Origin of the sequence: Chlorogloeopsis sp. ULAP01 (assembly GCF_030381805.1) — a bacterium.
Lineage (GTDB): Bacteria > Cyanobacteriota > Cyanobacteriia > Cyanobacteriales > Nostocaceae > Chlorogloeopsis.
Map to the genome: position 1 here is coordinate 297,354 of NZ_JAUDRH010000005.1, position 12,442 is coordinate 309,795.

Annotated in this window: 12 protein-coding genes and 2 tRNA genes; 6 read left to right on the forward strand and 8 right to left on the reverse strand. The window is 40.8% G+C overall.

What is annotated here, in order from left to right; all coding sequences use genetic code 11:
- Positions 1 to 58: 58 nt before the first annotated feature.
- The 3 genes from QUB80_RS11905 (at position 59) to QUB80_RS11915 (ending at position 1,990) form a co-directional block, all read left to right on the forward strand.
- Complete coding sequence (locus QUB80_RS11905; protein WP_289789713.1) at positions 59 to 1,300, forward strand: hypothetical protein; 1,242 nt, start codon at positions 59 to 61, stop codon at positions 1,298 to 1,300.
- A gap of 6 nt (positions 1,301 to 1,306) precedes the next feature.
- Positions 1,307 to 1,495: a hypothetical protein gene (locus QUB80_RS11910; RefSeq protein WP_289789714.1), complete on the forward strand. Its 189-nt coding sequence runs from the start codon at positions 1,307 to 1,309 to the stop codon at positions 1,493 to 1,495.
- Between the two features lie 153 nt (positions 1,496 to 1,648).
- On the forward strand, positions 1,649 to 1,990 hold the full coding sequence (locus QUB80_RS11915) for an antibiotic biosynthesis monooxygenase (RefSeq protein WP_289789715.1): 342 nt from the start codon (positions 1,649 to 1,651) through the stop codon (positions 1,988 to 1,990).
- A gap of 167 nt (positions 1,991 to 2,157) precedes the next feature.
- Here the strand turns inward: QUB80_RS11915 and QUB80_RS11920 are convergent, their stop codons facing one another.
- The 4 genes from QUB80_RS11920 to QUB80_RS11935 all read right to left on the reverse strand — a co-directional run bounded on the left by QUB80_RS11920 (position 2,158) and on the right by QUB80_RS11935 (position 5,301).
- A complete protein-coding gene (locus tag QUB80_RS11920) occupies positions 2,158 to 3,756 on the reverse strand; it encodes a PmeII family type II restriction endonuclease (protein ID WP_289789716.1) in 1,599 nt (532 codons plus the stop codon).
- Entirely contained in the window at positions 3,698 to 3,985 is a 288-nt protein-coding gene (locus tag QUB80_RS11925) for a class I SAM-dependent methyltransferase (RefSeq protein WP_289789717.1), read from the reverse strand. The genes QUB80_RS11920 and QUB80_RS11925 overlap by 59 nt, the downstream gene beginning before the upstream one ends.
- 324 nt (positions 3,986 to 4,309) lie before the next feature.
- Positions 4,310 to 4,392 (reverse strand) — tRNA-Leu (locus QUB80_RS11930).
- Positions 4,393 to 4,422: 30 nt separating this feature from the next.
- On the reverse strand, positions 4,423 to 5,301 hold the full coding sequence (locus QUB80_RS11935; RefSeq protein ID WP_289789889.1) for a M48 family metallopeptidase: 879 nt from the start codon (positions 5,299 to 5,301) through the stop codon (positions 4,423 to 4,425).
- Positions 5,302 to 5,417: 116 nt separating this feature from the next.
- On the opposite strand from QUB80_RS11935, the gene QUB80_RS11940 reads away from it, so the two are divergent.
- Positions 5,418 to 5,546, forward strand: coding sequence for a hypothetical protein (locus QUB80_RS11940; protein WP_289789718.1), 129 nt, complete (start codon positions 5,418 to 5,420; stop codon positions 5,544 to 5,546).
- Between the two features lie 99 nt (positions 5,547 to 5,645).
- Here QUB80_RS11940 and murA read toward each other — a convergent pair whose 3' ends face one another.
- A complete protein-coding gene (murA, locus tag QUB80_RS11945; RefSeq protein WP_289789890.1) occupies positions 5,646 to 7,031 on the reverse strand; it encodes a UDP-N-acetylglucosamine 1-carboxyvinyltransferase in 1,386 nt (461 codons plus the stop codon).
- A gap of 363 nt (positions 7,032 to 7,394) precedes the next feature.
- On the opposite strand from murA, the gene QUB80_RS11950 reads away from it, so the two are divergent.
- Together QUB80_RS11950 and QUB80_RS11955 are read left to right on the forward strand one after the other, a co-directional pair.
- Positions 7,395 to 7,476: transfer RNA gene (locus QUB80_RS11950), tRNA-Leu, on the forward strand.
- An 81-nt stretch (positions 7,477 to 7,557) separates the two neighbouring features.
- Positions 7,558 to 8,355 (forward strand): TrmH family RNA methyltransferase, encoded by a 798-nt coding sequence (locus QUB80_RS11955; RefSeq protein ID WP_289789719.1) that lies wholly within the window; start codon positions 7,558 to 7,560, stop codon positions 8,353 to 8,355.
- A gap of 79 nt (positions 8,356 to 8,434) precedes the next feature.
- Here the strand turns inward: QUB80_RS11955 and QUB80_RS11960 are convergent, their stop codons facing one another.
- From QUB80_RS11960 to QUB80_RS11970, 3 genes are all read right to left on the reverse strand, one after another.
- Positions 8,435 to 8,680: a hypothetical protein gene (locus QUB80_RS11960; protein ID WP_289789720.1), complete on the reverse strand. Its 246-nt coding sequence runs from the start codon at positions 8,678 to 8,680 to the stop codon at positions 8,435 to 8,437.
- 504 nt (positions 8,681 to 9,184) lie between these two features.
- Positions 9,185 to 9,613 (reverse strand): acyl-CoA thioesterase, encoded by a 429-nt coding sequence (locus QUB80_RS11965; RefSeq protein ID WP_289789721.1) that lies wholly within the window; start codon positions 9,611 to 9,613, stop codon positions 9,185 to 9,187.
- Between the two features lie 165 nt (positions 9,614 to 9,778).
- A complete protein-coding gene (locus tag QUB80_RS11970; protein WP_289789722.1) occupies positions 9,779 to 12,382 on the reverse strand; it encodes a carboxypeptidase-like regulatory domain-containing protein in 2,604 nt (867 codons plus the stop codon).
- Positions 12,383 to 12,442 lie beyond the last annotated feature (60 nt).

Consider the following 12,442-nt stretch of genomic DNA (forward strand, 5'->3'; position numbering starts at 1 on the left):
GCAGTCGCAATATTGTCATCAAATATCAATTCCCAAAAATTGTCAGGAGGGCAGATTTATGCCATCCATTAATTTATTGGCTATTTTCAATCCCTCGAATTATTGGCGAGGGGGTGATGTGACTCTACCCTGGCAAGCGATCGCCCAAAAATTTCAAATTCTACCAAAAGAGTTAGTATTAAGTGACTTGCGTGACCTTTCCCACACACCCTTAAAAGCCCAAGTTGATCACATTGATCCCGATGATCCCAGCCACGATGTTCTAGTTTTCTGTCTATCTAAGCCGATACCACCCGGTTCAGAAAATGAAGCTTTTGCCTCAACCTTCGTCAGATTAGATCGAGGTGAGCCTATGCCTCCAGAACTAGGCGAGCCATCGACAGAAGTCGTCTATGGTTCTACAGGAGAAGCACGTGGAGTCAGACTGGTAAATAACCGCCTGATTGTTTGGTTTAATTTAATACCCGCACCAGAGGACAATGAACGAAACTGGTTTAGTGGTTCAGCAACAAGCATACAGCTTGACCACCAAGAAATTCTCGATCCATTTCCAGCAGCAAGAGGTGAGTGGTTAGGACAAGATCCAGAAAAGCGTTGTATGCAGGTAGCTGAAATCCTGCTACCTGGGCCTCCCCATCCTAAATCACCTTACTATGAAGTTTGCCTGTTTAATCATTCCTATCGACTTATATCGCAATCCAGTGGCTCTGTGAGAGCTAGCATTACTATTGCCTCCGAACCCTTTGATTATATTGGTGCAGATCCCATTACAGGTAAGAATCGTCATTTAGTATGCGAACTTTACCGGACGATTAGCCTTTATGCCGGGGCAGATTATCTGATAGAAGAACTCTTCATCAAAGGCAAGCCAAAGGAGACAGAAGACAAAATTGCAGATGAGCCAGAAATAGTCAATCTTAATTTTGCGGTTCGGTACTTTGCTCATATGAACATGGGTTCTACTGAAGACGTTGAACCTATATTTCCTGTGCCTGATTGGTTTGCTGTTGGTTCCACCGCACCTCCCTATCCAGCTTATGGCTTGGCGACAAATGTACATATAGATGCTGTCACACATCCATACGAGGGAAATAGAAGCCATTTTTGCTGGCAATTATTACCAGGTAAATATATCAGATGTCTGCACCTATTTATGCGCGGTCAAAGGTTAGGATTTGATGCACAGGTAGGGCATATCTGGTACGAACTGATTTACAAGCCTCTCAAGGCAGAGATTTATCAAAGAGCTAATTTTGCCAAAGCAGTCACAAAATCTCGCTTTGCCAGTGCGTTAAGGTAGTTATAAATGGATGCAAAAACAACTGAAATTAAACAAATAGCCGCGCAGTTACTAGCTGGAATGCTTGCCAATCCTCATATTTACTCTCAAACTTCAGATGATATGGGTAAAGGAGTGCAAGAGCAAGATTTGATTGTGCTGGCAATTGAAATAGCTGAACAATTGATTGAAAAGGTTGAAAACAGAAGTCTTTAATTGGAGGATACTTCGGTAATTAAAAATTAAAAATTAAAAACAGCAAAGTAGATTTAAGCAACATTTACACTGCAACTAAAGTGCAAATTTAAAACAACTTAAATTTCGAGAATCACCAGAGTCTATCAATCACCCTTTGTCAAGGAGAAAAAAATGTCAGATTTCCACGATTGTCTCAAACATCAATATGCTTATGTTGCTGTAGGAGAATTTAAACCAGGTAAATTTGAAGAAGCTAAACAACTTTTTGAACAAGCTGTTTCAATGTATACCACAGGTTTCCAAAAAGCATACTTGCTGCAAGAACCAGGAACTGATAAAGGTATCGCTGTAATTTTTTGGGAAAACATGGGTGATATGGAAGCAAATCACAGCGAAGCTTATCAAAAAATATTAAACAAGATGAGTTCTTTATTTGCTAAGGCTCCCACTACTTCTTTCAATGAACTTGTCTGTGAAATTCACCCAGGAAATGTTCAACGAATTTCAGCCTAAAAACAAATAAATTATTTTTGTATGGTTATTTTGAGCGATCGCACTAGTTATCTAATCTTCATAAATAGGCGATCGCTCTTTCTTAGTACCAAAATTAAAAAATTAAATCTGTCACTGGTTAGCAAAATTGTTGATTAGAAATTTTCACAGCTATATATAATTTTATGTTATGAATATTCTTCAGTATTTAAGGCATCTTCTAAGTCTAAAGGCTCTTCCACATCAGATGTATCTTCCAAAAACAGAGACAACTGCTCTGATTGTGGTTCTAAAACAATTTCCTCTCTCTTGGATACATAATCAACCAGCTTAACCCAGTCAATTTGGTAATTTTTCATAAAGTAACGAGTGAATTCCGCTGTCATCTCATTGACTTTTGCAGCATATGTAGCTTTGAATTGCTCGTCTTTCTTTTTCGCCTTCTCATCAATTGGCACAATTATTTCTTGATACAGATTTTCATCTCCTGAAATCAAGCTCCAGAAAGCCTGATCAGCATATTTGTAGTAAATCTTATCTGGTTCTTTATCATCCTTCAAAGGTTTCTGGTCTTTACCATACATACAACCATTGACAGCAATAATGTCACCTGTAACTCCTCGCTCACGTAAAATTTCTTTTGCTTTCTTAAAATTATCCTTCATCTTGTTAATCTGGTCAGAGTTACCCCAGTTAGTTCCAGATTTAATGCCTACAATGTAATATACGTTATCACGTTCAAATTCTAAGTCTATGCTTTTCAATTTAGACTTAAAGCCATTATATAAAGTTGAAGATATATGTATAGCAAAGCCCTCTAGCAAATTTCCAAAAATGGTTTCTTCTTGAGAGGATAGATAGGCATCAACTATACTTTTTACGAAATCTCCAGCAAGCTCAATATTCTTAGCTTTGAACAAATAAGGGTTTTTACGTCTAAGAACATCTTTAAGCTTAAGCTCTCTTAAATTCTTAAATCTCTTATCATAAAAAGGAGTAAGAACATTCCTAACAAGATAATCATAATAAAGCTGATAATTTGAGTTTGTCATATTGGCATTATTCTGGCTAGGTGTTTCATCCTCTAGGGCTGGCTCTAAAAGTTGCACATTCGTCTTTGCACGTTCAATGTTAAAAGCTGCTAACCTAGCATATTCTTCTTTGATTTCGATGCCAATGTAGTTTCTACCAAGCTCCTTTGCTGCCATACCTGATGTGCCAGAACCAAAAAAAGGGTCAAGTATTATATCTCCAGGTTCAGTAAACAATTTAATAAACCAAGAAGGAAGAGATTTAGGAAAAGCTGCACTATGATTTTTGTTACCACACTCGGTTGCTAAATGCAGAACATTAGTTGGATAAGCCATCTTACGGTCTAACCAATTTGATATGTTCTTACCAAAACCACTTTCAACTTTGGAATTATCACGTATTCTATCTGTATCACTTAAGTTCCTAAGACGAGACTTAGCCCAATCACCCATAGGAACCATAACTCTCTGTTGATACATTTTGAATTTTTTCTGCTTGTTAAACTGTATACAACGTTCCCAAGCATCACGAAAACGATTAGACCATTTTCCAGGGTAACAATTTTTTTTATGCCAAATATATTCCTCAGTCCATAACCAACCTTGTTTTTGCATCTCTAAAATCAAATGCAAAACATACGGATGTCTTTCTCCGTTAACAACTTTTTCTTTAATATTGAGAATAAAAGAACCATCTTCATTTAAGAACTCTTCTAAGTTCGCAAGCAATGGGAACAAACCAATTAACATACTCATCTGGACTAATTCCACCATATGTTTTTTTACGACTATCTGCATATGGAGGTGAGGTTATAACCAAATTAACAGTTTCAGAAGGTATTCTTTTTAGTACTTCTAAACAGTCACCAATAATTATTTTATTATTCCGGTTTTGTGAGGTATCTGTGTCTAGTAAACCCACATCCTGAACAACTATTTCATCTATTTCAGTAAGTACACTACTATTCAACTTTACTTCTACCATCTATCAAGACTTTACTTATACTAATTAGTAGTATAATTTCAAGCATATAAGTATTAATTCTATATTTTAGTACTTGCAAAAGCTTAGAATCAGTAAACAAGCTATATCTATCAATATTTAGCTTAAATTAGAAAAACTTAGTAGAATTTGAAGCTTCTACTAATCTACTAAACCCTTTTTATCGGGACTTACCTTGTAAAATGTAGCCGTTTATTTATGTATCAGGACTAATTCGTTTTTACAGGTAACTGCAAATATCACTTTTTCGTTGGGCAGGAGAAGAATCGAACTCCTGTGGTTTCAAGCGAGTCACATTTTGAGTTATGCGGGTGGTCAGAGTCGAACTGACACGGGTTTAATCCCGGTAGATTTTGAGTCTACTGCGTCTACCATTTCGCCACACCCGCATCTAAGAGCGCATTTTAACTGTGGCTCGTTTACCAGTTTCGCCACCCGCCCTTATTTGCAACTTCACTATTATAATCCATTTTTTGTTTTTGCAACAACAAGTTTTCATATTCCTTGCTGCTTGCCCACCGATCAATTTCTCGCGCTCGTAGCACTGGTACTGGATGAGTTAACTGGGCTGTGCGGGCAACTTTGACCATTTCTCCTAATTCACTCTTGCTGATGTCATCGTAAGCACGAGCTTGGGCAACAAAGGCATCTAAGTTCAGTTGGGGTGCTAGAGTAGGTGAGCCACCAGTAAGCTTCATCAACACTGACATAACTGCTTTGGGGTTTTGGGTAGCTAATAATGCAGCGCGATCGCAAGTAAACTCTGCGCAGCGTACCCATTCTAATAATTGTGCCTGTAAAGCTTGGGCAACAAAAGCACCTATGTTGGGCAAAGTTGCTGCTGCTAATATCAATATATTTACTGGTGTTAGGTAAACACTGTGGTCACACTTGAGATGCCCCAATTCATGGGCAATTACCGCCTGAGTTTCCTCTGGTGTGAGCATATCAATTAGAGAAGTATGCACCACAATAAAAGGCTGCTTACCCCGCATAGCGAAAGTATAGGCATTGGGAGCCGGATGCTGCCTAATGTATAGTTGGGGTGGCTCCATATCTAGGATTTGGCAGGCTTCCAGCAATAGCTTATGTAAATGAGGTAGTTGCTTTTCACCCACCAAAATACTAGATGCAATATTTTCTACATAAAAAACCTGCTCCGCCACAGGCCCCAACAGACTCCTAACGATTGCGTCTATACCAGGGATCTGCTTAAGCGCTTTAGTTGCTTCTAAGTCTAGGGGGTGACGAAACGAGTCTGCTTTTAGACCAATCAGCGGAATCTTGGAGGAGAACATGACAAGGCAAGGTGGAAACGACGGTTTTGTAGGTTTGGTCAACAAATCATCCCTACAAAGCTAGTATAACTAGAACAAACGAAAGAAGATTGTTAGTGGTTAATAGCTAATCGCTAATGGTGAACCAGTGCGTTGCGGAGCCAGTGCGTTGCGGAGCCAGTGCGCCCTTGCGGGTTAAGCGCGTTGTAGCAACTGCTGAACCCGAAGGGCTAATAGCTAAACAACAATTAACAATTAACAATTAACCACTACATTCTATACGGGCGGGTTGAGAAGATAAATCGTCGATTTTAACCGTTCATATAATCAGCAAAACCCGCTCCTACTTGGTTTGTTTTTCTTGTCTACCTTTTAGGAGTAACTGTTGGTTCGGGGTTAACAGCAGAGGGTGAGACTTCTGTATCTGCTAAAGGAATGGATGTACGCTTAATTTTTGCTCCTAACTGTTGCAATTTTAAATCGAGGCGATCATAACCCCGATCCAAATAGCGTAGTCCTTGAATAGTTGTTTTGCCATTTGCTGCCAAACCAGCCACTACTAAAGCTGCTGCTGCTCGCAAATCAGTGCCAATGACAGGCGCACCAGATAAAATCGGCACTCCTCGGACAATGGCAGTGTTACCTTTAACACGAATATCTGCTCCCAAACGATTCAACTCAGAAGCATGACGCAAGCGGTTCTCAAAAACGGTTTCGTTAATCAGACTATCGCCTTCTGCAATAGATAGCAAAGCCATAAACGGCGCTTGCATATCTGTAGGGAAGCCTGGATGAGGCATGGTTTCAATATCTGTTGCTAAGAGTCTTTCGGCTGGGAGAACTCGTAAGCAGTTTGGTGATTCTTCAATTACACAAACGCCTATATCCCCCAATTTGGCAATCACTGGGAGCAAAGCATCTGGTGCGACTTGCGAGAGAGTGAGTTCTGAACGGGTGATGGCTGCTGCGACTAAAAATGTTCCTGCCTCGATGCGATCGGGAATAATACTGTATTCAGTAGAGTGTAATTTGGGAACGCCGATGATAGAAATTTTACTTGTTCCAGCACCGTGAATTTTCGCTCCCATTGCTATACAGAAATTTGCTAAATCTACTACTTCTGGCTCGCGGGCTGCATTTTCGATAATGGTTTCCCCTTCTGCCAGAGTAGCAGCCATCATCAATGTTTCTGTGGCTCCTACACTCGGAATATCTAGATAAATTTTTGCTCCCCTAAGTCGGCGGCTGTTTCCAGGTATATAAGCATTACAAATACCATGCTCAATTTGCACCTCAGCTCCCATTGCTTGCAATCCCCGGACATGAAGATCCACTGGTCTTGCTCCAATGGCACAACCACCTGGTAGCGGCATCTGTGCCACTCCTAAACGTGCCAAAATTGGGCCGATCGCAAAAAAACTTGCCCGCAACTGAGTAACTAGCTCATAGGGGGCCTTGGATGATGTAAAGTCGCTAGCATTAATATCTAAAATGTCTCCATTTCGCTGCAAGCGGACACCTAAAGCTGATAAAACTTGACCCATCCGCTCTACATCTACCAATAAAGGTACATTACGGATGCGGCAGTCACCTGAACAGAGCAATGCTCCAGCCATAATTACTAGTGCTGAATTTTTTGCCCCGCTAATTTGTACATGACCTTGCAAACGATGCCCACCCCAGATTTGCAAGACTGAGGAGTCTGCAACAGGTGATAACTTGGCATCTGATAAGCCATTAGAAGAATTAATAAGCCGCTCCTCCGAAAAACTATAAAATTTACAAAATTTAAGTTGGTTTCGATTCTACAGTAAAGATTTAATTTGTCTACATTATTGCATTACATCTGTAAGCGCCATACTGTATTTTGAGATGGCACAGAGACTACCAATTGGTGAAAGCCTTGTTGTATATAGATTTTTTTAGATAAGAAAGGACTGATACACCTTATCTGGCTTTAGCAAAAGTCAATACTCAGTAAAGGAGATGAGGGATTCGTGACTGGGGACTAGGAACAAAAGTGAAAGTTCTCTAATTGACAAACATGGAATCATTGCTTGACGCCATGAGAAATTTAAGCGACAATAGAGAACGGTCAATAAAATGTCACGCTAGCGGAACTGGCGGAATTGGCAGACGCGCTAGATTCAGGTTCTAGTGCCGCAAGGCTTCCGGGTTCAAGTCCCGGGTTCCGCATTTACATCTAGATTATGAAGTATGAATTATGAAAGTCCTTATAATTCATAATTTAGCATCCATAATTCATAACTTTTTTTGATGTTAACTAGTTTACAGAATCCTTTAGTTAAACAAATTAGAAAACTCCATTCTGCAAAAGAACGCCACAAACAGCAGTTGTTTTTATTGGAGGGTACGCATTTATTGCAAGAAGCCTATGCAGTGAATTATCCATTGGTTGTAGCTTGTTGTACTCCACAATGGCAAACAGCTCATCCCCAGCTATGGCAAGAAGTTCAGGAAAGATGCGATCGCACAGAAATTGTGAGCGAAGAAGTAATGGCAGCGCTCGCTACTACAGTAAATCCAGATGGGATAGTAGCAACGGCAAAACAAGGCGATCGCCTTCCTCAAGTATTGTTTACTGGTTTGGTACTGGCTTTAGAAACAGTTCAAGATCCGGGTAACTTGGGTACTATCATTCGCACAGCAGCTGCGGCTGGTGCATCTGGATTGTGGCTAAGTGAAGATAGTGTAGATTTAGACAATCCTAAAGTATTGCGTGCTACAGCCGGACAGTGGTTTCGTCTACCAATGGCGGTAACCCCAGATTTAAGAACAATACTACAGCAAGCCAAGCAAGCGGGAATGCAAGCGATCGCAACTTTGCCCAGCGCAACTTTAACTTACTGGGAAATAGACTGGCGTAAACCAAGTCTAATTTTATTGGGAAATGAAGGCGCTGGATTGTCGGCAGAATTAGCGGCGATGGCAGATTTACAAGTAAAAATACCCCTCAGCCCTGGGGTAGAGTCGTTGAATGTAGCGATCACCGCTGCATTAATGTTGTATGAGGCACAACGGCAGAAAAGAGAGGGAACAGGGAACAGGGGATAAGGGACACGTAACACCGGGACACGGGACAAAGGGAGATGGGGAAAACAACTAATAACTAATGACAAATGACCAATGACTATTAACTATCAGCTTTTTCCTTCTCTTGTAAATACTGCTCAATATCAGCAACTGCGTCTTCCCAAGCAGCTAAATCAATTACCGAGGCATTTTCAGCGAATTGGTCATCATTAATACTATCATCTGGCAATTTTGGTATTTCCTCTTCTTCTGCTGACTTTTCTTGCAAAATATGCTGTAGCTCCCCAAGGGATTGCTGAAAATCTTTAGCAGCAGCTTGGCGCTGTTCGTGCTGACTTGGTTCCATAGCTTTGATTTTAAAATTTAAATTGATTTGCGAAAGGTGACCAGCAGTTTCTATAAATTTATATCTTGCAAATTCTACATTTAACAGCTTACCTTTGTATAAAATTTACATATTAGTAAAATACCACTTTAAAAAAGCTCTATTTTTTTAGATCTATAAAATTGTAACTATCAGCGTCATCAGCACACAGAAAAAGTAAGTGGGTAGGCACAAATAAAGCCAACTATGTAAAGAACAATGAATCAGCTTAAAACCCTCTTCCCTTCTGCCTCTGTGCAGTCTCTGTGCAGTCGCACTCGACGCGCTTAACCCGGCGCCAGGTGACGCTAGGTGCTACCCTGCGGGAAGCCGCCCGGAGGGCGTCTACAACGCGCTTAACCCGCAAGGGCGCACTGCCTCCTCTGCCTCCAGCATAGCTGCCTTACCCTAGCGATAAATTTTCCCACCCACCTACTTAATAACCATATGAGATCAGCGTTTGTTGGGTGTGGGAATTTTCAATTGCTAACTAATAGTTACACCTGAGTGTTGCACTTGCATAAATTTATTTAGTAACAAATTGGGAATTGGGCGCGGGCGCATTGATTTAACGTCTACCCATACCCATAAAGCCTCTGCTGTTACTAATAAATCTTCCTGGTTTTGTTTGCGAATTTCGTAGCGTCGTACAGCACGAGTACCGCGCATTTGCTGCAACCAAGTAGTAATTTCCAAGGTATCACCTGCTACAGATGGACGTAGATAGTCAATTTCTACCCGCCGCATCACAAATGCGCCCCCCAATTCCCGGTAGACATCGAAAGTAATGCCCAAGTGTTCTGAATGTTCAATGGCAGCTTGTTCTAAGTAGTTTTGGTAAACTGCATTGTTGACGTGTCCGAGAGTATCCATCTCATAATGTCGAACCCGGAGTAAAGTTTGGTATTTTTGCATAGACGATTTGGTATTTGCATGCTTTTTCTATGTTAGTTGCCTCATTTTTTGAAACAGCGACAAAGTTAACATGAGTAATACCATTTTGGATTTAACACTTATTGCGGGAAGTTCCCAGGAAGAGGAACCTAAGAAAGGGGATTTACCGAACCGATGAAAAATTTTTTATGGTTGCTTAAAATTCAACTCTTGGAATGCTTCTGAAGAGTCTTCAAGTTTTAAACTCCCAGCTAATTTACCGTTAATTAGCAATTCGTAGTCACCTTGTTGTAAACCTTCCAGATAATACACTCCCGCACTGTTAGTAAAAGAAAATTTTCGTTTGCCTGTATCTGCTTCCATAGCTTCTAGTCTGGCACCAGCAACAGCATTACCTTGGATATCTGTAACAACTCCAGAGCGAGTGTAGGAGCGGATGAGCGGTATCATGACAGGAGTGTAACTACCAGCAACTACATCAATAGCTAAGGAATCAGTAGCAGTTTGCCAATCAGGTGGGAAGCCAGCAGGATCGAGATCCAGGCGATATGCTCCTGGTGCAAGACGTACATAAGCGCGATCGCCTTTTATATCTGGTTGCCAAGACTGAATTGGTTTGTTATTCACTACCAACATTGTCCCCAAATTATCTGTATAAACTTTTTCGCCTGCATCATGTTTACCGTTATTGTTGCGATCAAAAAAGGGCTGAATCAACAAACCACCTTGGGTACGGAAGTAGTTAGAACGCATATCCCCTGGTGCAATACCACCTTGCAAGTTCAAGTTAGACACTAAATCAATACTGAAAGTTGGTTGATCGGAAGTCAGGGAAATACCTTGATAACGCCCCCGCACCATCATGCCTGGTAGTACTGTTGTTCCAACAAAGGCGACAATGCCATTACCTTGAGAACCAATTCCATAGCCTAGTTGCGCTTCCCACAGATAATTACCATCAATTACCCGTTGTGGGGAACGATATCGCCAACCCAAGGAAAGCAAATTATCATCGTCATTGAGATTGCGAGTTTCGTAATTTAAAAGCAGTGAATTTCCGGTAATACCACCTTGAGAGAAGTTGTAGCTTAATTCCGAAAAAGTACCAATCTCACTGCCCTGCTGGTTCAGTTCCATCTTGCCGAGACGTTGCAATAAGTTCCAGCGCAAGTGATTTTCTGTATCTAAGCTAGTACGGGCAAAGGTAAAGAAATTTTTACCGCTAAAGTTAAGTTGTACCCCACCGGCAGTAGCATCGCGACTGTCAGTAGTGGCAAATAAGCTAAAACCAGAAAACAAATTCCAATTAACGTTAAAACGATTAGAAAGAAAATCGTTCGTAAATACGGCACTAAACTTAGAAGATGGCTCATAACGAATGTCTGCAATTACATCAAATTCACTGCCTCCAAGTGCTGAAACTGCTACCTGTACAGGAAAATTTGTCGGACGATAAAATACTTCTGCTAATCCTTGCAAAGATTCGTCATACACTCCCCCTACCCCTACTGTTAAGTTTTCTGATAAACCAAAACGTCCAGCTATTCCACCTCGAAACTCAGAGAATTCACCCAAAAAACTTTCATTTCCAGCGAATTTCCGTTCCCACCCACCAGAACCAACCCAGGCGAAAGCACCTGCGGGAATTTGTCCTAAGACTGTAGAAAATGTCGCTTCCCGAATTTCGGGTTGTGCTGTCAGTCGTCCTTCGGGATAAAGTAAGACACGATAGTTACCACCAAAGAATTGATTATCACTTTTGATGTTCTCAAAACGGTAAATGCCGGAAGAATCTACCAAAACTTCGGTAATTACCCTGTCACCAAAAGCTGGCATTAACCGCACTAAAGTACCTGGTTTTGCTTCACCAGTAATTGTGCGTCCAATTTGGGCTGCTTGCAAACGTTGGCGCGGATCTGATAAACCACCCCCAAAGGGTTGAGTAGGAACAAAACCTTGGCGTTCAATGAAGGTAAAACCCCAGTAATTCCCAGATTCCTGACTTTGCCAAAAAGTTGGATGGGAACCAACAAAATAATCTGTTCGGTTGGTTTGTCGCAGAAATTCTGCCTCTGCAATATTCCAGGTTTGCTGATTTTGTAAGTCTTGTTGATTGACACGAGTAAACCATGAACCACCTGCAACTGTACCAACAGCAAGAAAATCTCCTCGATAATTGGTTGAGGAACTAGTGGTACTGCTAGCATTAACTTTTTGTTCAACTGCTGCTATGTTCAAACTCCCTGGTTTGAAATGTGGCAATCCTTCTAAAACTATGGGAGTATCTGTTAATTCGGCTTGCTGGCTGGATTGGTTTAGCCAAGGTATTTCCAAGACAATAGCGTATTCTTGAATATCAAATTTCCCTGCTACCCCAAACAGTGTTTGTAAATCTGCAATCGAAAATACTAACCCTAATTCTGAATCAGTGCGAAGTTTTTTCGGATCGATACGCGTAACAACTCCAGATGATCGCACTTCCAATTGACCATCTGCTAAAGTAGTAACATTTAATTTTAATGCTTTAATTACTGCTTCATAGGGCAAAAGCCAATTTTCAAAATCAATTGCTTCGGTTCCATTTTCTTTTCCCCGCACCAACATACTGGGGATCATATTCCGTTTACCCACAGTTATACCTACAGTGATGAGGTTGGATTCATTTGAGTTTTTTTGGGTTTCGGAAGTGATAACAGGAGTATTGGCTGTTGCTGGTGTGATAATTATTTGCCACCTCAAAGCGATCGCTGCTAGCAAGCAACTACTAACTACCAGTGATTTCTTTAGCATAATATTACAAAACTAAGTATAAACACATAAAAAGACGTTAAATATCAACGTCTTTGTAGG